At 42.2% G+C, this 22,893-nt stretch carries 19 protein-coding genes; 11 read left to right on the top strand and 8 right to left on the bottom strand.

Going from position 1 to position 22,893, the window contains the following annotated elements; genetic code table 11:
• Window positions 1-12: 12 nt before the first annotated feature.
• Together NEJAP_RS05695 and NEJAP_RS05700 are read right to left on the bottom strand one after the other, a co-directional pair.
• A complete protein-coding gene (locus NEJAP_RS05695) occupies window positions 13-165 on the bottom strand; it encodes a hypothetical protein (protein ID WP_201349707.1) in 153 nt (50 codons plus the stop codon).
• Window positions 166-207: 42 nt separating this feature from the next.
• A complete protein-coding gene (locus tag NEJAP_RS05700) occupies window positions 208-450 on the bottom strand; it encodes a GrxA family glutaredoxin (protein WP_201349708.1) in 243 nt (80 codons plus the stop codon).
• A gap of 550 nt (window positions 451-1,000) precedes the next feature.
• Here NEJAP_RS05700 and mqo point away from each other — a divergent pair.
• The gene (gene mqo, locus NEJAP_RS05705) at window positions 1,001-2,482 is read left to right on the top strand and encodes a malate dehydrogenase (quinone) (RefSeq protein ID WP_201349709.1); all 1,482 of its coding nucleotides are present in this window, start codon (window positions 1,001-1,003) and stop codon (window positions 2,480-2,482) included.
• Window positions 2,483-2,559: 77 nt separating this feature from the next.
• Here mqo and NEJAP_RS05710 read toward each other — a convergent pair whose 3' ends face one another.
• The gene (locus NEJAP_RS05710; protein ID WP_201349710.1) at window positions 2,560-3,135 is read right to left on the bottom strand and encodes a TIGR04211 family SH3 domain-containing protein; all 576 of its coding nucleotides are present in this window, start codon (window positions 3,133-3,135) and stop codon (window positions 2,560-2,562) included.
• Between the two features lie 190 nt (window positions 3,136-3,325).
• Here NEJAP_RS05710 and NEJAP_RS05715 point away from each other — a divergent pair, with 190 nt between their 5' ends.
• The gene (locus NEJAP_RS05715) at window positions 3,326-4,153 is read left to right on the top strand and encodes a mechanosensitive ion channel family protein (protein ID WP_201349711.1); all 828 of its coding nucleotides are present in this window, start codon (window positions 3,326-3,328) and stop codon (window positions 4,151-4,153) included.
• Window positions 4,154-4,202: 49 nt separating this feature from the next.
• Here the strand turns inward: NEJAP_RS05715 and NEJAP_RS05720 are convergent, their stop codons facing one another.
• The 4 genes from NEJAP_RS05720 to NEJAP_RS05735 all read right to left on the bottom strand — a co-directional run bounded on the left by NEJAP_RS05720 (window position 4,203) and on the right by NEJAP_RS05735 (window position 9,099).
• Window positions 4,203-6,401, bottom strand: coding sequence for a sodium:solute symporter family protein (locus NEJAP_RS05720; RefSeq protein WP_201349712.1), 2,199 nt, complete (start codon window positions 6,399-6,401; stop codon window positions 4,203-4,205).
• A 109-nt stretch (window positions 6,402-6,510) separates the two neighbouring features.
• Window positions 6,511-6,837, bottom strand: coding sequence for a membrane protein insertion efficiency factor YidD (gene yidD, locus NEJAP_RS05725; protein ID WP_419197843.1), 327 nt, complete (start codon window positions 6,835-6,837; stop codon window positions 6,511-6,513).
• Window positions 6,773-7,612: a GGDEF domain-containing protein gene (locus tag NEJAP_RS05730; RefSeq protein ID WP_201349714.1), complete on the bottom strand. Its 840-nt coding sequence runs from the start codon at window positions 7,610-7,612 to the stop codon at window positions 6,773-6,775. Before NEJAP_RS05730 ends, yidD begins: the two co-directional genes overlap by 65 nt.
• 101 nt (window positions 7,613-7,713) lie before the next feature.
• Window positions 7,714-9,099 carry a PhoH family protein gene (locus tag NEJAP_RS05735; protein ID WP_201349715.1) on the bottom strand — a complete coding sequence of 462 codons (1,386 nt, stop codon included), beginning with the start codon at window positions 9,097-9,099 and terminating at the stop codon, window positions 7,714-7,716.
• A gap of 108 nt (window positions 9,100-9,207) precedes the next feature.
• Here NEJAP_RS05735 and cobB point away from each other — a divergent pair, with 108 nt between their 5' ends.
• The gene (gene cobB / locus NEJAP_RS05740) at window positions 9,208-9,912 is read left to right on the top strand and encodes a Sir2 family NAD+-dependent deacetylase (protein WP_201349716.1); all 705 of its coding nucleotides are present in this window, start codon (window positions 9,208-9,210) and stop codon (window positions 9,910-9,912) included.
• A 123-nt stretch (window positions 9,913-10,035) separates the two neighbouring features.
• Window positions 10,036-11,406 carry a nucleotide 5'-monophosphate nucleosidase PpnN gene (ppnN, locus tag NEJAP_RS05745; RefSeq protein ID WP_201349717.1) on the top strand — a complete coding sequence of 457 codons (1,371 nt, stop codon included), beginning with the start codon at window positions 10,036-10,038 and terminating at the stop codon, window positions 11,404-11,406.
• Between the two features lie 112 nt (window positions 11,407-11,518).
• On the opposite strand, the gene bktB is transcribed toward ppnN, so the two are convergent.
• Window positions 11,519-12,703 (bottom strand): beta-ketothiolase BktB, encoded by a 1,185-nt coding sequence (gene bktB / locus NEJAP_RS05750; RefSeq protein ID WP_201349718.1) that lies wholly within the window; start codon window positions 12,701-12,703, stop codon window positions 11,519-11,521.
• Window positions 12,704-12,945: 242 nt separating this feature from the next.
• On the opposite strand from bktB, the gene NEJAP_RS05755 reads away from it, so the two are divergent.
• The 7 genes from NEJAP_RS05755 to NEJAP_RS05785 all read left to right on the top strand — a co-directional run bounded on the left by NEJAP_RS05755 (window position 12,946) and on the right by NEJAP_RS05785 (window position 22,883).
• Window positions 12,946-13,923 (top strand): M23 family metallopeptidase, encoded by a 978-nt coding sequence (locus NEJAP_RS05755; RefSeq protein WP_201349719.1) that lies wholly within the window; start codon window positions 12,946-12,948, stop codon window positions 13,921-13,923.
• Window positions 13,872-14,333, top strand: coding sequence for a bactofilin family protein (locus NEJAP_RS05760; protein ID WP_201349720.1), 462 nt, complete (start codon window positions 13,872-13,874; stop codon window positions 14,331-14,333). The genes NEJAP_RS05755 and NEJAP_RS05760 overlap by 52 nt, the downstream gene beginning before the upstream one ends.
• A gap of 3 nt (window positions 14,334-14,336) precedes the next feature.
• The gene (locus tag NEJAP_RS05765) at window positions 14,337-15,137 is read left to right on the top strand and encodes a class II glutamine amidotransferase (RefSeq protein ID WP_201349721.1); all 801 of its coding nucleotides are present in this window, start codon (window positions 14,337-14,339) and stop codon (window positions 15,135-15,137) included.
• 49 nt (window positions 15,138-15,186) lie between these two features.
• Complete coding sequence (locus tag NEJAP_RS05770) at window positions 15,187-16,845, top strand: AMP-binding protein (RefSeq protein WP_236591075.1); 1,659 nt, start codon at window positions 15,187-15,189, stop codon at window positions 16,843-16,845.
• A 35-nt stretch (window positions 16,846-16,880) separates the two neighbouring features.
• Entirely contained in the window at window positions 16,881-20,822 is a 3,942-nt protein-coding gene (hrpA, locus tag NEJAP_RS05775) for an ATP-dependent RNA helicase HrpA (protein WP_236591076.1), read from the top strand.
• Window positions 20,823-21,166: 344 nt separating this feature from the next.
• The gene (locus tag NEJAP_RS05780) at window positions 21,167-22,045 is read left to right on the top strand and encodes a porin (RefSeq protein WP_201349723.1); all 879 of its coding nucleotides are present in this window, start codon (window positions 21,167-21,169) and stop codon (window positions 22,043-22,045) included.
• Window positions 22,046-22,172: 127 nt separating this feature from the next.
• Complete coding sequence (locus NEJAP_RS05785) at window positions 22,173-22,883, top strand: VacJ family lipoprotein (protein ID WP_201349724.1); 711 nt, start codon at window positions 22,173-22,175, stop codon at window positions 22,881-22,883.
• Window positions 22,884-22,893: the final 10 nt, after the last annotated feature.

A 22,893-nucleotide genomic window follows, 5' to 3' on the forward strand; every position in this document is an offset into this window, starting at 1 on the left:
AATGTAGAGGACTTAACGGTGGCGCTTATGTCGAGTATCTAGGGGCCGATTATAATCCGATTTTATTTTAATCGGACGCATTTCATTGTTTTGCTTGGATGCTAGTAATATTTTTCCTGCATACACAGCGACAATAGCTACAGCAAGTGTGGTTAAAATAATCATAAAGCTCCTCACATTTGTCAATTACTAGTATTACTTTAGACTTTAAAGGCCTAATTCGGCAACTTTATTTGAAAATTCAGTGTAACCGCCAACATGCTCTTGACCAATAAAAATCTGCGGTACAGTAACAACTGGTTTACCAATAGTTTTTTCAAGATCTGCTTGGCTGATGTTTTCCTTATGTATATCTAGGTACTTAAAGTCTAAATCTTTTATCTCACATAGCTGTTTTGCTCTTGTGCAAAACCCACATCCTTCTTTTCCAAAAATAGTAACACGTTCCATAGGATTGCCCTGTTGTTTAATATTAATTAGGTAATGAAACACCCGTTCCGGCATGTTCTCAAATGGTATATAGCTATGCCATAGATAAGAAAAATTAATCAGCAGCTATCGTCACGGTTTGCTCCACAAAAACGGTGGATAACGCTGTAGACATCCTCTTTGTGATTTAGTTTAGCCGCTATATACCTTAATTCGGGTGCTTTGATTAAAAATCAAACAATGTTAATAAGTTAACAGTTATCAATGGTTGCCTATATTGTTTGTGATGGCGCTACGTATACTACGAATTGACCAGTACTCTAGGCCTAATTCTTCAAGACTTTTTACAAAGAATCCGTATAATTCGCGCCAATATGCCCCATGTGAATGGCAAATTGTCACATTCATATGTTTTTAGTCAGCACGAAAATGCTGGGGGCAGGCATCCAGTTGTTGACGAAACCAAAAGTTTCGTTGCAGTGTGGCTTCAGAGTGATTTACTTATGAGAGTCAGTACTATTGGGTGTGATTTTCAGATCCCATATTTATATTTGAAATGGTGAAGATCAAAATGATAGCAAAATCGGCAGATGTACTGTTAGTTGGCGCAGGTGCAATGAGCACTACCCTAGGTATGCTCTTGAAACAACTCGACCCTAACATAAATATCGTGATGGTAGAGCGTTTGGGCCATGTTGCTCATGAGAGTACAGATGGATGGAATAATGCTGGCACAGGGCATGCAGCCTATTGTGAGCTGAACTATACCCCTAAAAAAGATGATGGCAGTATTGATACTAGCAAAGCTTTTGCCATCAATTCAGCGTTTGAAGTCAGCCTACAGTTTTGGTCTTACTTAGTTAAGCAAGGTGCGTTACCAAAACCGGAAAACTTTATTCATGCAACACCTCATCAAAGCTTTGTTTGGGGTGAGGATAACGTTGAGTTCTTGCGTAAACGATATGAAGCTCTTAGTCAGTCAGCCCAGTTTTGCGATATGGAATACAGTGAAGATCCTCATGTTTTACGTGAGTGGATGCCACTGATTATTGAAAATCGTGATCCTATGGAGCCTGTTGCTGGTACACGTGTACGTTATGGTGCAGATGTAGATTTTGGCTCTTTAGCACGTAATATGACGACTCATCTTGAGCAGCAAGATAATTTTGAGCTACTGCTGAGTAATTCGGTCACAGATCTTGAGCAGCAAGAAGATGGTCAGTGGCAGGTAGAGCTCAAAAACTCAAAAACAGGTGCTGAAAGAACAATTACATCACGCTTTGTCTTTTTAGGTGCCGGTGGTGGTGCATTACCTTTATTGCAATTGTCAGGTATTGCTGAAGGTGATGGCTATGGCGGGTTCCCCGTTAGTGGCCAATGGTTAGTGTGTAAGAAGCCTGAAATTGTTGATAAGCATTTAGCAAAAGTTTACGGTTTAGCGCCGATCGGTGCGCCACCGATGTCTGTTCCGCACTTGGATACGCGCATTATTAGTGGGCAAAAAGCATTGCTGTTCGGACCTTTCGCTGGCTTTACCACAAAATTCCTAAAGCAAGGGTCTATGCTTGACCTACCTAAAAGCCTACGTATTAATAACTTAGTATCAATGTTGTCTGTTGGTAAGAACAACATGGATCTAACACGCTATCTGATTAGCGAAGCGATGCAGTCACATGAAGAGCGTGTTGACTCTCTTCGTAACTTCTATCCTGAGGCTAAAAATGATGATTGGGAGTTGGCTGAAGCGGGTCAACGCGTTCAGATCATCAAAAAAGATGAAGAAAAAGGTGGAAAGCTAGAGTTTGGTACTGAAGTCATTGCCTCGGCTGATCATACTTTGGCTGCTTTACTTGGTGCCTCTCCTGGCGCGTCAACAGCGGTGAATACTATGATCGACATTGTCGGGCGTTGTTTCCCTGAGCGTATGGCAACTCCTGAGTGGCAAAGTAAAATGAAGGAGATGGTTCCTTCTTATGGTGAGTCTTTACCAGATAATCCTGAGTTATTGAAAACTGTGCGTCAATATACACTTTCAACGTTGGAACTGGATTAGTAGCTTCGCTCGATCACTAAGCAATAGTTATAAAAAAGCCGACAATTGTCGGCTTTTTATTTGCTCGTTGACGCGGCTTACTTATAGCCAGTCGTCACGGCGTTTTTCTTTTTAGGTAGATAAGGTACCAGTAAACCTAGTAAGACACCTCCTAATGCAACTAAGCCTCCATAAGTGAACCAACGCATAAGGTTGCTCTCATCCATATTGTCTATCTGGCGATTCAGGTCTTTGATTTCGGTATTTAGTTTAGTCAGTTGGTCTGAGTAAGTACCGTTTTCAGTTTTGAATGTATCTAATTCTCCTCTGAGGGTTTGGATTTCAGAGGATTGTTGTTTAACGAGTACTTGGCTTGTTTCTAGTGCTGTTTCAAGTTTAGGTACTCTAATCTGGATACTATCACCGTTATCCACATTGTTTGCATCTACCCAGCCTGTTTTCCCTGAAGCGGTGCGGATTTGAATAAATTTCCCATCACTACTCTTTCTGAGTATGTTTATCGGTGATCCACTACGAACACGCCCGGAAATTTTGTATTGATTGCTCGGTCCACCATGAACAAAAACAAAAACATTGTCGGCGATATGGCCTTTTTCTGCATGAACGGGGAGGGATGCTGAGATGATTGCAGCAGCAAGTATATATTTCTTCATTATTCAGAGAGCCTTTGTCTCGGATGAATGTATTGTATGAGTATCTCTGAGGAGAGCCTATAGTAAACGATTTTGTATAAAATACGATTGAAAATCTCTACTAAAGTTCCTTTTGATGTAGGTTTTTTTAATCCATACATGGATAATGCCGCTCTGTTTACATAAGACCAATTAGACGAAGGAGTCATAAATGGAAAAATTTCTAGATCCAGAGCTGTTGATTAATATTCAGAATGAATATGTTCTACCTTGGGGCATTAATATCGTTATGGCGTTGGCCGTATTCATTATCGGGCGGATTGTTATCGGGCTGGTGATGAGGCTTGTAAGAAAGTTATTAAACAAGTCCAAAATGGACAATATGCTCATTAACTTTGTGACGTCCATTTTGGGCTCTTTGCTGCTGCTTTTTGTTATTGTTGCATCGCTTGATCAACTGGGGGTGAATACTTCTTCTTTGATAGCGATTGTTGGTGCTGCTGGATTGGCCATTGGTTTATCTTTGCAGGATTCTCTGAAGAATTTTGCCGCCGGTGTTTTGCTGGTGGTGTTTCGCCCGTTTCGTGAAGGTGACTTCGTTGAGGCCGCTGGAGTATCTGGCGTCGTAGAGAGTATTTCGATTTTTAGTACAGTTATGCGTACGGGTGATAATCGTGAAGTGATTGTGCCAAACGGCCCTATTTATAGTGGTGTTATTACAAACTATTCAAAACGTGATACACGACGAGTTGATATGGTTTTTGGGATTGGTTATGAAGCAAACCTTCTGCAAGCTAAGCAGTTGTTGGCAGATATTCTTGCTGAGGACGAGCGTATTTTAGCCGAGCCTAAGAGTGTGATCGCTGTTTCAGAGCTAGCGGATAGTAGCGTGAACTTTGTAGTGCGTCCTTGGGTAAGAACTGGAGATTATTGGAACGTTCTTTGGGATACCACTGAAAAGGTAAAATTGCGCTTTGATGAAGCTGGCATCTCGATACCATTCCCGCAAATGGATGTACACGTACATAAGCAGGACTGAGCGAGTGGACGCTAAATTCAAGAGTGAGTTTAGCGTGCAGTCATAACATCTATTTAAGTGAAGGGTTGCGAGGCAGCTGAGTTAGTTGGCTTCTTAATTCTTCATTTTCTTGATTAGCTCGTTGTGCTTCCATTCTGTATTTGAAAATTTCTTCGTATCTGTCTTCTAATTTTGTTTCAAGCACTACAATCTCTTTTTGTTGACCACTGACAGTGTCTTCCAAGGTGTCAATTTGAGACTGCAAGTCTGACAGCATGCCGAAGCCGTTTGGTAATAAATCTTCATCATCGCTGTTTTTTTCCTGAGTGATACTTTGTGTGCCTAACTCATTAACAATGTGGCTATATAACGCTTTTAGGTCGCTAGATTCACGTTCTGTGTAACGAATGGTTTGTTCTAGGGCGCTGTGTGCGCTAGCTGCACCAATAGAGCCTGCAAGTAAGTGCTCTAGCATGCGGTGGAATTCGATTAGCTCAATGATGGTTATGTGCGTCTGGCCAAGAACCTGTAAATCTTCAGCAATGGTGTATACAGATTCTCTGGCTTTGTCTGCACTAAGGTACTGCGAGAGTAAGCTTTTGGCCTCTTCAATTTTGGTATTCAGTGTTATATACGCGTCTAACCCCGTTGGGCGGGCTTTGTTGCCTGTTTTTTGTGGCTGCAGTGCTGTCATAAACTCAGTGGTAAGTGTTCTTTCATCTTTATGAGGCTGGTATACAAGAGAGCCGATAATATAAAAACTGATGTTAAATAGCAGAGTCCATATAACACTGTGAGTAAGTGGGTGAAGCCCGTCTAGCCCTAAAAATGCTTCCGGGTTTAATAACTCAATACCCCAAGGGCCATGAGTTAAAATATCTGGGTTTAACCAGCCTTGTTTAATAAACGTAGGGAGACCTAGCGTATAGCACCAAAGGGCAAAACCAGCGAGTAAGCCTGCAAAAGCGCCGCCACTGTTGGCGCGTTGCCAAAACATTCCGCCGAAGACGGCAGGGGCAAACTGCAAAATAGCAGCAAATGAGAGTAGGCCTATAGCTGCAAGAATATAGGAATCACTGAACTCACGTTCAAACCAATAGCTACTGACTAAAATTAAAGCAACCAATACCCAGCGGATTTGTAATAAGTAGGCGCGTAATCGTTGTGCTGATGTAACGGATTCAATAATAGGCAAAACTAGGTGATTCGATACCATGGTCGCTAGTGTCATCGTTGTAATGATGATCATTCCTGTGGCGGCTGAAAACCCTCCAATAAAAGCAAACATGGTGAGGCCGCTATAGCCTGCTTGTTGTGGCAAAAGTAATACAAAGAAGTCTGCTGACTCAGAGGGTAAGCCACTGAGTAGGCCTGCCGCGGCCAGTGGTATAACAAATAAATTGATCGCAATTATGTAAAGCGGGAACAGCCACATGGCCGTTTTTATATGCTTTTGGTCTGTGTTCTCAATGACAGCTACATGGAACTGACGTGGTAAAAGGAAGATGCCAGCAAAACTTAATACAATAAGCGTCAACCACATGCTAGCGCTATTCGTTGCCGCGTCAAACTGCGTTAGGTATGAGAGGTTTGCTTCAGCCATACGTGTACTGATGTCGGTGAAACCATCATAAAGAATGAAGCAGACAAATAATCCTACACAAATAAAGGCGGCCAGTTTTACAATGCTTTCAACGACAAGCGCTACAATCATTCCTTGATGACGCTCTGTGGGATCAAGCCGCCTTACACCAAACATGATGGTGAAGGCTGTCATCAAAAGCGTCACTAGAAGGCCGCTATACTCACCGTTTGATCCTTGCTGATGAGTGATTATATCAAACGAATTAACAATAGCTTTGAGTTGTAACGCGATATAAGGAAGGATGCCGATAAGGGCGATGAACGTTACTAAGCCCGCAATGCGTTGTGAGCGTCGATATCGAGTAGATATAAAGTCGGCAATGCTGGTGATACGGAATGTTTCTTTTATGGCAACCATTTTTCGTAAAGTAACCCACCAAAAAACGATACCAATCAGCGCACCAACATAAATACCTAAAAACAATAACCCAGAAGTGCTAGCAAAGCCTACGCTTCCATAAAATGTCCATGAAGTATGAAACACAGCAAGAGATAGAGCATAAACCCAAGGGCTTTTTAGTGGAGCTCCTGTCTTGGCTATTCTCCTTTCAACCAGCTGCGCAACTACAAATAGCACTAGCATATAAAGGATAACGGTTGAAATGACAGCTAAGGGCGAAAACATCAAAATTTGCCTTTCAATAGTGCTTTTTTTGAAGAGATATAACTTAGTTAGATATAGCCTGATTGTAACGCGTTTTTGGCGATAGGCTTAAATACTATTTTTTCGAATGTTAGGGTGTATGCTCATTGTGAGAGCATTTGCATGCTGGTGGTACGGGATCCATGCCACCTTCATGCCATGGGTGACACTTTAGGATCCTACGAGAACCCAGCCCAATACCTTTTAAAATGCCGTGGGTTTCGATTGCTTCGAGCATATAATGTGAGCAGCTAGGGTAAAAGCGGCAGTTACTACCAAGAAAAGGGCTGATAGCGTATTGATAAATCCGGATCAAGCCTGTGAGTACTGCCGTAATCGCTTTTTTCAAAATATTAACTCTCGGCGCAGTTTTTTTCTGCGCGTAAAAGGAAATCATCAAACTGATGATCTGCTTCATGATCTAATTCAGCACCGCCAAAGCTTATTTCAACCGGAATATTAGTATCTGCAATGGTTATATCTCGATTGGCAACGGCGGATTTGATACGAAGAGTGACGATGTCAGTTTGTTCTAACGTTGCATCAATTAAGCAAATAACAAAGCTTTTATTATCTAACCTTGCTGCATAGTCAGATTCGCGTAAAACGTCTTTTAAGGAGCGTGATAAGTTGATTAGTACATGATCTCCCATCGCATAACCGTAGCTTTGATTAATGTGGCGCATATTGGCTATAGTGACGACTAGGATGGAAACTGGGTTATTGTAACGTTTTGAGCGAGCAATATCTTGAGCGCCCATCAAGAAAAGTTGCTGCCTATTGAAAAGACCGGTTAGCGGGTCATGTGTTGCTTGTGCCTGCAGTGCGTTTTCAGTTTGTACTTGGGAGCTAATATCTTGAAAAAAGATATAGACTTGTTTCTGGGCAAAGAAGAAGGTTGCATCGTAGTAACGAATGCCAGCTCCGCTCATTAGCGTTATATGCTGTTGATGTGAGCTTTTAGATTCGGTTGCCTGTTGCGTATGTTGAGTTAAAACAGCCAGGCTTTCTTCTGATTGGTTTAAATTCGTGAGGGCTAAGTTGATTAACTCAGAAACTTGAGTATGAAATACGTGTCCAGCAGCTTCATTGGCATACACAATCTGCATATTTTCAACCACGAGAATAGCATTTGGGTTGAATTCTACTAAAGGGTTTGAAGCGTGTTCTGTTAAAGCTGTCTCAATACTCATATAAAATCCATGTGTTTGCTTTCTGCTTCCATAATACGAACTAATAAACAGAATGAACATATAAAAAAAGCTGCTGAAGTTTATCTCCAGCAGCTGGGTTATTATAAATTCTCTTCGGCGTATTCGGCCAGTCTTGAGCGGAAAATTCCTTCAAAATGTACGTTTGCAGCACCATCGAAACCTTTAAAGCGTTCGACAATATAGGTGAGTCCGGAAGTGAGGGGAGTAAGGTAGTTTGAATCAATTTGAGCCAAGTTGCCCAAACAGATCATTTTTGTTCCTTTTCCTGAGCGTGTCAGGATAGTTTTTAGTTGAGATGGTGTTAGGTTTTGTGCTTCATCAATGATGACGACAGCATCCTGAATGCTTCTACCACGAATAAAATTCAAAGATTTAAATTGGATGTTTGCTTTTTCTATTGTGTACTTGACGCTACTTAACGGGCGCTCATCATTTTCATGCATGGCTTCCAAGTTGTCATTGATAGCGCTCATCCACGGGGTCATTTTCTCTTCTTCAGTACCGGGTAAAAAACCAATATCTTCTGCAACAGGTGGCGTTGAACGTGTCACTATAATTTTATTATAGCGTTTATCCTCTATCACCATTTCGAGTGCGCTGGCTAAGGCGATCAGTGTTTTACCTGAGCCTGCTGCGCCATTAAGAATGGCTAAATCTATGTTTGGATCCAGCACCGATTGCATGGCAAAGGCTTGGAATATATTGATCGGTGATATGCCCCAGCAACTTTGTTGCATTAAGTGCTCGTAACCTAAGTCGAGTAAAATGATTTCGTTGTCGTTAATCGCAACAACACGTGCTGCGAAATCTTTGGTATCGTCAAAGATGTATTCGCTGATGTATGCCTCAGGGATTAACGACTTGTCGACATGATGGTAGGTATGTCCATCTTTTTGAATACTTTTTACTTGGTCAACCTTCTCCCAAAATGTGCCATCTAAATGTGTATGGCCAGCAGGTAGTAAGTCGATATCAGAAACTAACTGGTCTGTGCGATAGTCTTCAACTTGTTCAAGACCTGCGCCTAATGCTTTTAGACGCATGTTGATGTCTTTAGTGACTAGAATAACTTCTCTATGGGTGGTAGTTGATTGAAGGTGTAACGCGCAATTGATGATGAGGTTATCTTTTTTGTTACTGGTTAAAAAGCCAGGACGGGCGGTAAGTTCATGGTCTGGAAAAATACTGAGTTTACCGAGCCTTTCTTCACGCCCCTTTCCAGGGAGGGGGATCTGAACGCCTTTAGTTATTTGTGATGGAGAAGTAGCGGTGGATAAAATGTCATCAATAGCTTTAATAGCGTAGCGTGCTTCTTGGGCGACATTTTTTTTACGATCCTTGATGTCATCGAGTTCTTCTAGAACTGTCATTGGGATAGCGACATCTTGCTCTTTAAATTCGTATAGGCATTTGGGGTCATGCAGCAGAACGTTGGTATCGAGAATATAGAGTTTTGTTGCGCTCATGGCTCTATCCTTTTATAGCCGAAACAGAGAATGACAAACTTAATAGACCTTCAATATTCATGATAGTCTAATGTTTTGTATTTGTGGTCAACTTTTCTGGAGAAGTGTATGGGGTATCAGTCAGTTGTTATTCTAACGGGGGCGGGTATATCTGCTGAATCAGGGATTCGCACGTTTAGAGCTAGCGATGGGCTGTGGGAAGATCATCATATAGAGGATGTAGCCACTCCAGAAGGTTTTCATCGAGATCCAGAGCTAGTGCATCAGTTTTATAATAGTCGTCGTGAGCAATTGTTGAGTGAAGCTGTGCAACCTAATGATGCCCATAAAGCGCTGGTAACTCTCGAGAAGCACTTTAAGGGTGATTTCCTCTTAGTAACACAAAATGTTGATAACCTACATGAGCGGGCGGGAAGTGATGCAGTGATTCATATGCATGGCGAATTGCTTAATATGCGCTGTAGCCAAACGGGCTTTGTTTCTTTGGTACAAAATAATACTAGCCCTTTAGATCGATGTGTCTGTTGTGGGCTTCAAGGCACTTTACGGCCTGATATTGTTTGGTTTGGTGAAGAACCGATGCAAATGAATCATATCTATACCGCCCTAAGTCAGTGTGATCTGTTTTTATCGATAGGAACTTCTGGTCATGTTTATCCAGCGGCTGGCTTTGTAGAAGTCGCTAATGAGGCGGGCGCTGATACGGTTGAGATTAATCTTGAGCCTTCTCGTAAAGAGTCTCATTTTAAAGCGCATTTTTATGGGCCTGCAAGTGAGCAGTTACCACGCTTTGTTGATGGGTTGCTCAGCTAAAGTTAAGAAAGGAAAATATAAGTTTTTGTTATTTATAGATATACCTGTAATAAAAAGTGAACTATGTTGAAGTATATAGAGCTGTATATGCTCTTATTTTATTTTTAAGGATGGGTGGCGTCTATGATCACTGAACATTTTATTAATGCAAGTGTAACGCCCTTGGAGAGCATGGATACTCTCTCTCCACATGAGGTTGCCAAATTACAAGATATCAGCCAAAGGGGGTTGTATCGTTTATTTCGTCAATGTTGCTTGGCGGTATTAAATACGGGTAGTGAACTTGATAGTACTCGTACAGTGTTACACCGCTTTCGTGAGTTCGATATACGTATTAAGCACAAGCATAGAGGTGTTCAACTTGAGCTAATTAATGCACCTGCTTCTGCATTTGTTGATGGGGAAATTATTCAAGGTATTCGTGAGCACTTGTTTACGGTGCTTCGTGATCTATTGTATGTAGGGGATGAGCTTGATCAATGCTGTGTTGGTTTAACGGAATCAGAGAGTATTACCAACACGGTATTTCATATCTTACGCCACGCTTCAGCAATGAGACCGCACGTAAAACCTAACTTAGTGGTCTGTTGGGGGGGGCATTCGATTCAGCGATTAGAGTACGACTATACTAAGGAAGTCGGCTATGAGCTGGGTTTGCGTTCCTTTGATATTTGTACGGGTTGTGGTCCTGGTGCTATGAAAGGTCCTATGAAAGGAGCCACCATAGCACATGCAAAACAACGTAAAGAGAGCCCGCGTTATATTGGTTTGACTGAGCCTGGTATTATTGCAGCGGAGTCACCGAATCCGATTGTTAATGAGCTGGTGACTTTACCGGATATTGAAAAGCGACTGGAAGCGTTTGTGCGATTAGGGCACGGAATCATTGTATTTCCTGGAGGGGCCGGTACTGCTGAAGAGATTCTCTACATGCTCGGGATTCTTCTTCATCCTAAAAATAGAAATGTTCCTTTTCCTCTGGTGTTTACTGGTCCTGCAGGCAGTGAGGCTTACTTTGAAACCGTGGATCGTTTTATTAAAGCAACGATCGGTGCGCGTGCTGCAGAGCGTTATGAGATTGTCGTAGGTGATCCTCATGGCGTTGCTGTGAGAATGAGGGAGGGTCTAGAGAAAGTTTTGGCTTATCGCAAAAAGACTGACGAGTCGTACCATTACAATTGGCAGCTATATATACCACACGAATTTCAGCAGCCTTTTGAGCCGACACATGAAGAAATGGCGCAACTAAATCTTCGTGAAGGACAACCCGATTATATTTTGGCTGCTCAGCTTAGAAAGGCGCTTTCAGGTATTGTTGCTGGCAATGTAAAAGAGCCGGGGGTGTTGGCCATTGAAAAGCACGGACCTTTTGAGCTCACGGGTGATAAAGATATTATGCAGTCACTGGATCAATTACTGGCATCGTTTGTTGAACAAAAACGCATGAAGATTAATCATGAAGAGTACCAGCCTTGTTATAAAATAGTGAATTAGAGGCGTGTTCTTATCAGTTAATGTTTCTCGATGTCATTATGTAAAGCGATAAAAAAGGAGTCTCAATTGAGACTCCTTTTTATTTGCTACGCATAAACGTAGTTGCTATTGCTTAAACACGCTCTAGCAAAGCTGCGATACCTTGACCACCACCGATACACATAGTGACGACAGCATAACGTCCTTCAACGCGCTGTAGCTCGTGTAATGCTTTTACTGTAATGATCGCTCCAGTAGCACCGATTGGGTGGCCCAAAGAGATACCAGAACCATTAGGGTTCACTTTGTCTGCTGGAAGATCTAAATCGCGTGCCACAGCCAGAGCTTGAGCCGCAAATGCTTCGTTTACTTCCCAAACATCAATATCGCCGACAGTTAGGCCTGCTTCATCAAGAAGCTTGCGTACAGCTGGTACAGGGCCGATACCCATGTACTTAGGCTCAACACCTACAAACGAGTAACCTGCTAAACGAGCCATCGGCTTAAGGCCACGTGATTTCGCTTCATCTGCACTCATCATGGTCACCGCAGCCGCCGCATCGTTAAGACCTGATGCGTTACCAGCAGTTACACTACCATCACGTTTAAAGGCTGGGCGTAGCTTCGTCATATCTTCTATTTTACAGCCTAGGCGGGTGTGCTCATCTGTATCAAAGAAGGTACTGCCTTTACGGCTTTTAAGTTCAATCGGTAAAATTTGATCTTTGAAACGGCCCGCAGCGGTAGCTGCTTCAGCGCGTTGGTGACTTAGTGTCGCTAATGCATCTTGGTCTTCACGGCTAATGTCCCACTTATCAGCAACATTTTCAGCCGTGATACCCATATGGGTGTCATCAAATGGGCAGGTTAGGGCACCAACCATTGCGTCAATAATAGCGCCATCACCCATGCGTTGGCCGAAGCGAGCACTCGGCATCCAGTATTGTGAGCGACTCATTACTTCAGAACCACCGGCAACGGCTGCGGTGCACTGGCCTAGCTCAATTTGCTGTGCAGCCGTAATAATGGCTTGCAAACCACTACCGCATAGACGGTTTACAGTAAGAGAAGGTGTTTCGTGTGGCAAGCCGCCATCAACTGCAGCAACTCGGCCAATATACATATCACGGCGTTCGGTATGGATTACATTTCCGATAACGCTATGTCCAAAAGCGGTAGGCTCAACCCCTGAACGCTGAACTGCTTCGCCAACGACGGCTGCTGCTAGTTCACATGGAGTTTTAGTTTTCAGGCTGCCACCGAAACCACCGATAGCTGTACGTACGCCACTTAAAAAAACAACATCATGCTGACTCATACCCTACTTTCCTTTTTTAATATAATAGTAACTCTAGCTATAGTTCTGAACTGGGGAAATACATTCAGAACCACAGAACATAAACCATATTTACTACAGTAGTGATACTGGTCTATAGACAATTGGTTTAGTTTTTAGACTATTGAGTAATGCTATGAAGTGAATATACAGGTGTTTTATGACAACTCTGAAATTTATGGGTATATTTAGCGCTGTTTGGGAAAGCCTTTAAGGGGCAGCGATTGAAGAATAAGTTAATAGTCACGTTAACAACCGTTCGTGGCTCACGTCAGTACTCTTTAGGGCAAGTTGCACGCTATATTGTGGCGCTGGTTGTTGTGTTATTTGCTACAAGTTTTTTTATCTCCAACTGGTTTTTAGTGAAAACAAGCGACGACTTATCTGATCTTGAAGAAGATCATGAACAGCTAAATGATCAATATGAAATGATGCTGGGAACACAGAATCTATACAAAAATGAGTTAGATCAGTTAAGTGTTTCATTATCGCGAGTTGCAAGTCAGCGTGATAAGTTACAAGCTGAAAATATTCGTATGGGTGATAAGCTTTATGAGGGGAATAACCGTCTAGGTGAGCTACATGCTACACTAGGCGCAAGTCTGAGTGGCTTGGAGGCTCTGCTAAATGTAGAACCATCAAGCGATATGTCAAAAGAGCGGCTTGAGTCTTTGACAATGATGGCTAACCAACGTTTGTTTATGCTAAACAGTATCCCTAACGGTGTACCTATTCAAGCTATCAGAATTAGTGATGGTTTTGGTATGCGGATGCATCCTATTCGTAAAAAACGTGTAATGCATCATGGCATTGATTATAAAGCGAATACAGGAACACCAGTGTACTCGACAGCGGATGGCGTAGTAGAGTCTGCAGGTAATAAGCATGATGGCTATGGCAAACAGGTTGTGATTCTTCATGGCTTTGGTTTTAAGTCCAGTTATAGTCATTTGAATAAAATTGAAGTAAGTAGTGGCGAATTTGTTCATAAAGGACAGAAAATAGCTGAAAGCGGCAATACAGGTAAATCTACCGGGCCGCATCTGCATTATGAAGTGCGCCATCTCTATTCGAAGATTAATCCAGCGCCTTTTGTCGCGTGGAATATTGCTAACTTTGATACAATTTTTTCTACAGTGAAGAGTGTAAAATGGGCATCCTTAAAAAATCTCTATCCTCTAAATCAAACCGTTCAGCCATAACTATTATTGCTGAAGGGAACAAGTTTTCTGGCGAAATGAATATCGTTGGTAAAATGCATATAGATGGGATGTTCGAAGGGAATATCAACTCGTTGGATAACATATCAATTGGTAAAACTGGTCACGTATCAGGCAATATTAAAGCCAAGCATATGACGGTTAGCGGCTTGTTGGAAGGTGAAGTCGTATGTGATGAGTTGCATATCGAGAAAGGCGGAAAAGTTCGAGCGATGGTGCTTAGCAAAATTATGAGCATTGACCCTGCCGGCTGTTTTCAGGGGGAGCGAAGAGAAAATGCAAGCCCGGCTTATCCCGCAGCAAAAGCTGTCGATTATGAATCTGGTGTAGATGCTATTGATTCTTTACCCGATAAGATTACTTTAACAACACCTGAAAAGCAGAACTCTTAGCCTATGTGTGAATTGCTTGGTATGAGTGCCAATGTGCCTACTGATATCTGTTTTAGTTTTAGTGGCTTAATGCAACGAGGCGGTGAAACAGGCCCACATCGTGATGGTTGGGGAATTGCTTTTTATGAAGGGAAGGGAGTGAGGACATTTCATGATCCCGCACCAAGCTGCCATTCAGTCATTGCTCGGCTAATAAAAAGCCACCCTATTAAAAGCTTGGTTGTTATAAGTCATATTCGACAGGCTAATGTAGGCCAGGTTTGTTTAGAAAATACTCACCCTTTTATTCGTGAATTGTGGGGGTTTAGTTGGTCTTTTGCTCATAATGGGCAGCTCGATAAACGTATTTTTGATCTTCCTCTGGTTTTTTACAAGCCGGTGGGAAGTACTGATAGTGAATATGCATTTTGTTGGTTATTAGACCAAGTACGTTTGGCGTTTCCAGAACGACCTGAAAATATTGATGAGTTAACGACATTTATTCATCAGCGCTGTGAGCAGTTACGAGAGTTGGGCGTATTCAATATGTTGTTGTCTGAGTCTGAATACTTATTTACTTACTGCACTACTAAATTGTCCTGGCTTACTAGGCGAGCGCCTTTTGGTGAAGCAAGCTTGAAAGACGACGATTTGACGGTGGATTTTTGTAAAGAAACGACAGATAACGATATTGTTACCGTTATTGCTACAGACCCACTTACTGATAATGAAGCATGGATTACTTTAAATACGGGTGAAATGGTGGTGTTTCAAGGAGGACTGGATAAGGATCGCCGTTTGTCACGCAGCGCTTATGATGAATGACGGCCAAGTGTTGGTTAGTCATTATTATTAAAACATGGATAGGACTACTTTGAAGCAGACAACAGATCTTCCCGTTTCAACTATTACTGAATTGTTGTCTCTTTCATGTAAGCGTTACACTTACCTTCCTGCGTTTACTCATGCTGGTGCTACGCTAGAGTATCAAGAGTTAGATCGGCTAAGCACACACTTTGCTTCTTACATTCAACATCATACATTGTTAGAAAAAGGTGACCGAATAGCGCTATTGTTACCAAATTTACTTCAGTTTCCTGTTGCTCTTTTTGGTGCGTTGAAAGCGGGTCTTGTTGTTATTAACCTCAACCCTCAATTTACTGCTAATGAATTGCAGCGACAAATGCAAGACAGTGAAGCGAAAGCAGCTGTTGTACTATCTCAAATGAGTGAGAATTTAGCAGAAATAATCAATACAACATCGTTGCAAACCGTTATTGTAACGAATGTAGTTGATCTCCATTCGCCTATGACGCGCTGGTGGTATACGTTTTCTAGCAATTGGCAACTGTCTGACAGCGGTCTGGATAGCTTTGCTGGCACGGTTGGCTTTAGAAAAGCTCTTAAATTAGGTGAAAAGAAGTTATTTAAAAAGGTCAGCATTTGTCCTGATGATCTTGCTTTTTTACAATATACTGGAGGGACTACGGGAGTCGCGAAAGGTGTAATGCTACATCATCGACAGCTTATTGCTAATATGCACCAGATAAATGATGTGCTTAGTGAAATACTTGTTTCTGGAAAAGAAGTAGTTTGCACTCCGTTACCTATTTACCATATTTATTCTTTAACTTTTCATTGTCTTGTTATGTTGTCTCACGGTAGTCATATGGTGTTAATCCCAAATCCTAGGGATCTTGATGCATTGGTTGGCGAATTCGTAAAGTATCCTTTCACTATTCTTGCTGGCCTCAATACACATTTTATCGGTTTGTGTCAGCATTCAATATTTGTACAGCTAGATTTTAACTCTCTCAAAGCAACATTTTCTGGTGGTGTCGCCTTAACCCAATCAGCGGCTCATGAGTGGGAGAGTGTGACAGGCAGCAGAGTATTAGAAGGATATGGATTAACAGAAGCATCGCCGGTTGTTTCGGCCAATAGTCCAAGGTCTGTGGCTTCTGGGACAGTTGGGAAACCTTTGCGCGATACTCAAGTTAAAATCTTAGGGGAAGAGGGAGATGTGCTTTCTTATGGAGAGACCGGCGAGTTGTGGGTAAAGGGGCCGCAGGTAATGCAGGGGTATTGGAATAAGCCTGTAGATACCAAGCAGGTATTGGTGGATGGTTGGTTAAAAACAGGTGATATTGCAAGAGTAGATCCTCAGGGCAATATTCAAATTGTTGATCGCCAAAAGGATATGATCAATGTCTCTGGTTTTGCTGTTTATCCAAATGAATTAGAGAAAGTCATTAGCTGTCATCCTGATGTGTTGGAGTGTGCCGCAATTGGTATTCCAGACGAGATTTGCGGAGAGCACATCAAGCTCTACGTAGTTTCCTCTAACCAACGGCTTTCGATTCGTGATGTTAGGGATTACTGTCGTGAGCGCTTGACCTCATATAAAGTGCCTCGTGTCGTCGAATTTAGAAAAAGCTTACCGCATAATGGCGTAGGTAAGGTTCTCCGTCGCCAGCTACGCGAGGAGGAGCTTAATGCTTTGCAACATCCTAAATACGGTCGTCATCTTTAATAAGACCTTTTTATAAAATATTTCATGTGAATTCTGTGAACAATAATACTCAGCAAATCTCTTCCTTATGTAAGCAGCTTGATACGTGTCGCACGGTTGATCGAGAGCGCTTACGTCATTCTATTAATAAAATGGCAGAGCGCATAACAAATGCATTGCCGATTGATAGGACGCTAGCCTCTATTGAGTCCCAAATAGAGACGAGCCAAAAGCAGGTGTCACAGAAGCAATTGTTGATAGGTGATATTAACTACCCTGCATTACCAATCGCAGATAGAAAAGATGAAATAAAAGAAGCCATTAGTCAGCATCAAGTCGTGGTGATTGCTGGCGAAACTGGTTCTGGTAAAACTACTCAGTTACCTAAGATCTGTTTGGAGCTAGGCTATGGCGCTCAGGGGTTAATAGGTCATACACAGCCTCGAAGGCTTGCGGCACGAACTGTAGCCACGCGTATTGCAGAAGAGCTTGGCACTGAGGTGGGTGCTAAAGTAGGTTATCAGGTTCGTTTTACTGATTTAGTGAGTGACAACTCTCTTATTAAGCTTATGACTGATGGTATCTTGCTGGCAGAAACTCAGCATGATCCGTTATTGTCAAAGTATCAGGTTGTTATTATTGATGAAGCGCACGAAAGAAGCCTGAATATTGATTTTTTATTGGGCTACATTAAACGTATTTTGCCGCGACGTCCTGATCTTAAGTTAGTGATTACTTCTGCCACAATAGATTTAGAGCGATTTTCTGAGCACTTTGATGGTGCCCCTATTATTGAGGTGTCTGGTCGTACTTATCCTGTTGAAACAATTTACCGTCCTTTGCTAAGTGATGAAGAAGGCTTACAAGATAAAACACTTCTGCAGGGTACTTATGAAGCTGTTAATGAAATTATTGAGCTTGATAAAGCGGCGAAGCGAGCCGGTGCGCGCGATATTCTGATTTTTCTAAGTGGCGAGAGGGAAATTAGAGAATCTGCAGAGATGCTGAGAAAAGCGCAACTACGAGATACCGAAGTGATGCCATTATATGCGCGTTTGAGTGTATCCGAGCAAAATAGAATATTTCAGGGAACTCGCAGTGCCGGTAGGCGAATAGTGCTTGCTACTAACGTGGCAGAAACTTCTGTTACTGTACCTAATATTCGTTACGTGATCGATACAGGTGTTGCACGTATTTCACGATACAGCTATCGCTCAAAAGTTCAGCGCTTGCCCATTGAAGCTATTTCTCAGGCTAGCGCCAATCAGCGAGCGGGGCGCTGTGGACGAGTTGCTGCCGGGGTTTGTGTTCGTCTTTATAGTGAAGAGGATTTTAAGCAGCGCCCAGCTTTTACAGATGCAGAGATACGACGTACGAATCTAGCCGCTGTTATTCTTCAAATGCTCAACTTAAAGCTTGGTAATATTGCTGACTTCCCTTTTATTGATCCGCCTGATAGTCGTTTTATTAGTGATGGTTTTAAGTTGCTAGAAGAGCTGGGGGCTGTGACTACGCACAGGCAAATGACCTCCTTGGGCAAAAAGCTCAGTAAGCTTCCGGTTGACCCACGTATTGGTCGAATGATTATTGAGGCTGAAAAACAGGGGGCTCTTAAAGAAACCATAGTAATCGCTAGTGCGTTGAGTTCTCAAGATGCTCGAGAGCGCCCACTCGATAAGCAGCAGGCAGCTGATGAAAAGCATAAACAGTTTGCAGATGAGGAGTCCGATTTTGTAACTATGTTGAATCTCTGGGATCAGTATGAAGAGCAGCGTCAAGAGCTTTCGCAAAATCAGTTACGAAAATATTGCCAGCAAAATTTTCTTTCTTTTATGCGTATGCGAGAGTGGCGTGATGTGCATCGCCAATTGCATTTAGCGGCTAAGCAGTTAGGACTGAAAGAAAATAAAGTTCCAGCGGAGTACCGGGAATTACATATCTCGCTGTTGTCTGGGTTGCTGAGCCATATTGGTTTTAAACAGGAAAATAAAGAGTTTCTTGGTGCTCGTAATCGTCGTTTTCATGTTTTTCCTGCCTCCGCTTTATTTAAGAAACCACCGAAATGGGTGATGGCTGCTGAAATGGTTGAGACCACTAAGTTGTACGCTCGTATGTTGGCTCGTATTGAGCCTGAGTGGGCTGAGTCGTTGGCGAAACATCTTGTGAAACGTTCATATCTTGAGCCTTCTTGGCATAAGAAACGGGCACAGGTGGTAGCAACGGAGCAAGTATCGCTTTTTGGATTACTAATTATTCCTAAACGCACCGTGCACTACGGGGTTATTGATTCAGCAGTTTCGCATCAGATATTTATTCGCTCAGCGCTTGTCGAAGGTGACTTTTACACAAAAGGAAAATTCTTTAATCATAACCGAGGCTTGTTAGAACAAATTGAAACATTAGAAGCTAAATCTCGGCGTAAAGACTTGCTGGTGGATGAAGACACGCTCTATGACTTTTATGCACGTAAGTTTATTGACTTGCAGGGAGAGCATATAGTCAATGGTGCAGGGTTTGAAAAGTGGCGCAAAGAGGCTGAGTTTAAGCAAGCAGAAGTGCTTTATCTGACGGAAAAAGACCTTTTGCAGCGCTGTGCCTCGCATGTGTCACAAAGTGATTATCCCGATGAATTTGAATGGAAGGGGATAAAGCTAAACTTAAGTTATCACTTTGAGCCGGGAGCCGTCGATGATGGTGTATCCATTTCGGTTCCATTGGCACTTCTGCGCCAGTTGCCGGTTAAGCGACTTGAATGGCTTGTACCAGGAATGCTCAGAGAAAAATGTACTGCTTTGCTTAAAGGCTTACCAAAACAGCGCCGTAAAAACTTTGTACCTGTACCTGACTATGCTGGAGCTATCTCTGAAGCAATGCTTTTTTCTGAAGGTGATTTGTTCGAAGCGATGGCTCATCAATTGTTGCGTATGAGTGGCGTTCGGCTTGAGTCATCAGAGTTAAGTCAGATTCAGTTGGATGACCATTACCGCATCAATATTAAATTACTTGATGATCAAGGGCGTTTAGTTGCTGAAAATCGAGATTGGGGCTTCTTGTGTGAGCACTTTGGCTCGTCCTCTGATGCAGCTATAAAAGAAGGGCCAGAAGACAGTTGGGGGCGTAAAGGGATAACTGAGTGGGATTTTGGTGAACTGGCAGAAAAAGTGCAGTTGCGCCAAGCTGGTGGCATTATGATTGATGCTTGGCCAATGCTTGTCGACCGTAAAGACAGTGTTGAACTTATGTTGGCGATGAATAAAGCTGAAGCTGTTCAAGCTTCCATTCAGGGTTTTACACGGCTAGCCATGTTATCGATGAATCCGCAGATTCGTACAAGTCGCTCCAAAATTCCTCATTTAAATGAAAGTTTATTGTTTGCTAGTAAAATATTTACAAAAAAAGATTTAGAAGAAAATGTCATTCGCCAGTCGGTAAGACGTGTGATGAAGTTAGATGAGACGCTTCCTGCATCGAGAGAAGAGTTTGCCGAAAAAATTAAGAAAGCAAAGGTGGAATTAAGCGCTAGCGTGCAAGAGTTAGCTAGGTTAGTTTTTTCAATACATAAGCAATACCACGCTATTGTGAAGCAGTTGAGCTCTAGTGTTTCATTTGAGTCGGTGACTATATTGAATGATATTAAAAACCAGCTCGAAAATTTAGTCTTTAAAAACTACATATCCTACATCTCGTGGTCTGAGCTAAATCAATACCCCAGATATATGGATGCCATTATATTGCGCCTAGAAAAGTTTCCTCGTGAAATTCAGCGTCAGCGTCTGTTAAGTGAGCAGTTGCAACAGCTTTGGAGAGCGTTTGTGGAGTTAAAAGAACACAAAACAAAGCTGGGAGGGAGTAATGCGTTGTGGGTTGAGCAGCTAAATAGTTATCGGTGGTACTTGGAAGAATATAGGGTCTCACTTTTTGCTCAGCAGCTAGGGACGTCGGTGAGTGTTTCTGAGAAAAGAGTACGCCAGCGTTGGAAAGATGTGCAAGCTGATTGAGATCAATAAAAAATAAATCTCAAGTATTAAAGGTGGCAGGAAACTTTCAAAGGGTTGCGGTGTCTCCTTTGCTGTGGTTTAATTGCGCACAATTTAATCATGTGCGTAAATTTGGTGTTTTAGAGAAAAATGCTCATGATTCATAAAAATAACGGTTATTGATAAAGTAACAGTTAAAGAAGAATTGATAGGCATATGAAATAAAAGTAAAAAAATTACTTCATATGTTTGAAATATTTTAAAATTATAGTACTTTCTTATATAGCACTGTTCTAAAAAAGAGCGGGCATTAAGAAAAACTTGAATTCACTACTAGTATGTTGAATCTTGAAGGGGAAATATTGATGAAAAAGTCACTGATCGCTCTAGCTGTTGCTGGTGCTCTGACTGCTCCAATGGTTGCACAGGCTGACGCTACACTTTACGGTTCTTTGCGCCTTAAAGTAGTTGCTGAAGAAAATAAAGACCTAGATGTTGCTGATAACGCTTCACGTATCGGTATCAAAGGTTCTGTAGACACTAACATTGATGGCGTTAAAGCTATCTACCGTGGTGAGTGGAAAGTTAACGGTGCTGGTGCTAGCGAAGCTGACTTCGGCGCTGGTCGTTTGGCTTACGTTGGTTTGACAGGTGGTTTCGGTACTGCTGCAATCGGTCAGCAGTGGACTCCTGAATACAGCTTCGTAACTGGCGCTGTTGATATTCTTGATGGTAACTCTACTGCTCTTACAGTAGACGTTTTCCGTGCAAGCAACGTGATCTCTTACGTTACTCCTAACATGGGTGGTTTCCAGGGTGCTCTTGCTGTTGTTGCTGATGGTAGCACTACAAATGGCGAAGACGCTGATTCTTATCACCTAGCTGCTAAATACGGCATGGCTGGTTTCACTGGTGGTATCTCATACATCAGCAATGAAGCTGTAGATGATGCTAACAGAACTGCTGTTTCTGTTTCTTATGCTGCTGATGCTCTATATGTTGCTGCTTTGTACCAAGATAAAGAAGCACTAGATGACAACCAGTATGAACTAGCTGGTTCTTACGCTTTCGGTAACACTAAACTGCTAGCTAACTTCGCTAAAGAAGGCGATGCTAAAGGTTACGGTATCGAAGTTCAGCAGACTCTAGGTAAGCAAGCTCGTGTATTTGCTAACTACTTAGAAGAAAATGAAGATGCTGGTGACGGCGACACTTTCTCTGCTGGTATGCGCGTAGACTTCTAATCTAAACTTAGATTAGTAATTCGCTTAAAAGGCTCCTTCGGGAGTCTTTTTGCGTTTTATAAAAGTTTGATTTTATTTTCTAGTACAGTGTCTTACAATTAAGTTTTAGTCGTTTCAGGAAGTGATAATGTTCAATAAGCAAGCAGCAGGCTTTGGGTGCGGTGTTGCACTCATGTTTTCTTTTTATACTTCTGGTGCTATTGCGGCTGTTGAAAGTGACCCTTGGGAAGGAGTTAATAGAACAGTCTATAAAATTAACAAAACCGCTGACCGTGCGCTTTTAAAACCACTTGCTCAAGGCTATCACGCTGTGACTCCTGATATAGTTGAAACTGGAGTGCATAACTTTTTCTCAAATCTTGGCGATGTCACTTCATTAGCGAATAATATTTTGCAGTTAAAGCTAGAAGGTAGCGTTAAGGATTTTTCTCGTATTGTTTTCAATAGCACATTTGGTATTGCTGGCTTGATAGATGTGGCAACGCCAATGGGTATTCAAAGTAGCGATGAGGACTTTGGGCAAACGCTAGGCTATTGGGGTGTGAAGCCTGGGCCATATGTCGTATTGCCTTTATTTGGCCCAAGTTCTGTTCGTGATGGCTTGGGGCGAATTCCAGATGCTGCGACGAATGTCTGGGCAAATGAAGTAGAGCATATTCCTACGCGTAACACCGGCTTTGGTGTTAACTTGTTAGATACGCGTGTAGGTTTGTTTTCAGCTGAAAAACTAATTACAGGTGATGAGTATAGCTTTGTGCGTGATGCTTATTTACAGCAGCGGGATTACGCAGTTAAAGATGGGCAAATGGATGGGCAGTTTAATCAGGACGATTTTTAGCGATAATTTT

The organism is Neptunomonas japonica JAMM 1380 (assembly GCF_016592555.1).
Lineage (GTDB): Bacteria > Pseudomonadota > Gammaproteobacteria > Pseudomonadales > Balneatricaceae > Neptunomonas > Neptunomonas japonica_A.

Bases quoted from the DNA above. Each gene is read 5' to 3' on its own strand.
- NEJAP_RS05695 (WP_201349707.1), bottom strand. From the start codon at position 165: ATGATTATTTTAACCACACTTGCTGTAGCTATTGTCGCTGTGTATGCA.
- NEJAP_RS05700 (WP_201349708.1), bottom strand. From the start codon at position 450: ATGGAACGTGTTACTATTTTTGGAAAAGAAGGATGTGGGTTTTGCACA.
- mqo (WP_201349709.1), top strand. From the start codon at position 1,001: ATGATAGCAAAATCGGCAGATGTACTGTTAGTTGGCGCAGGTGCAATG.
- NEJAP_RS05710 (WP_201349710.1), bottom strand. From the start codon at position 3,135: ATGAAGAAATATATACTTGCTGCTGCAATCATCTCAGCATCCCTCCCC.
- NEJAP_RS05715 (WP_201349711.1), top strand. From the start codon at position 3,326: ATGGAAAAATTTCTAGATCCAGAGCTGTTGATTAATATTCAGAATGAA.
- NEJAP_RS05720 (WP_201349712.1), bottom strand. From the start codon at position 6,401: ATGTTTTCGCCCTTAGCTGTCATTTCAACCGTTATCCTTTATATGCTA.
- yidD (WP_419197843.1), bottom strand. From the start codon at position 6,837: ATGAAGCAGATCATCAGTTTGATGATTTCCTTTTACGCGCAGAAAAAA.
- NEJAP_RS05730 (WP_201349714.1), bottom strand. From the start codon at position 7,612: ATGAGTATTGAGACAGCTTTAACAGAACACGCTTCAAACCCTTTAGTA.
- NEJAP_RS05735 (WP_201349715.1), bottom strand. From the start codon at position 9,099: ATGAGCGCAACAAAACTCTATATTCTCGATACCAACGTTCTGCTGCAT.
- cobB (WP_201349716.1), top strand. From the start codon at position 9,208: ATGGGGTATCAGTCAGTTGTTATTCTAACGGGGGCGGGTATATCTGCT.
- ppnN (WP_201349717.1), top strand. From the start codon at position 10,036: ATGATCACTGAACATTTTATTAATGCAAGTGTAACGCCCTTGGAGAGC.
- bktB (WP_201349718.1), bottom strand. From the start codon at position 12,703: ATGAGTCAGCATGATGTTGTTTTTTTAAGTGGCGTACGTACAGCTATC.
- NEJAP_RS05760 (WP_201349720.1), top strand. From the start codon at position 13,872: ATGGGCATCCTTAAAAAATCTCTATCCTCTAAATCAAACCGTTCAGCC.
- NEJAP_RS05765 (WP_201349721.1), top strand. From the start codon at position 14,337: ATGTGTGAATTGCTTGGTATGAGTGCCAATGTGCCTACTGATATCTGT.
- NEJAP_RS05780 (WP_201349723.1), top strand. From the start codon at position 21,167: ATGAAAAAGTCACTGATCGCTCTAGCTGTTGCTGGTGCTCTGACTGCT.
- NEJAP_RS05785 (WP_201349724.1), top strand. From the start codon at position 22,173: ATGTTCAATAAGCAAGCAGCAGGCTTTGGGTGCGGTGTTGCACTCATG.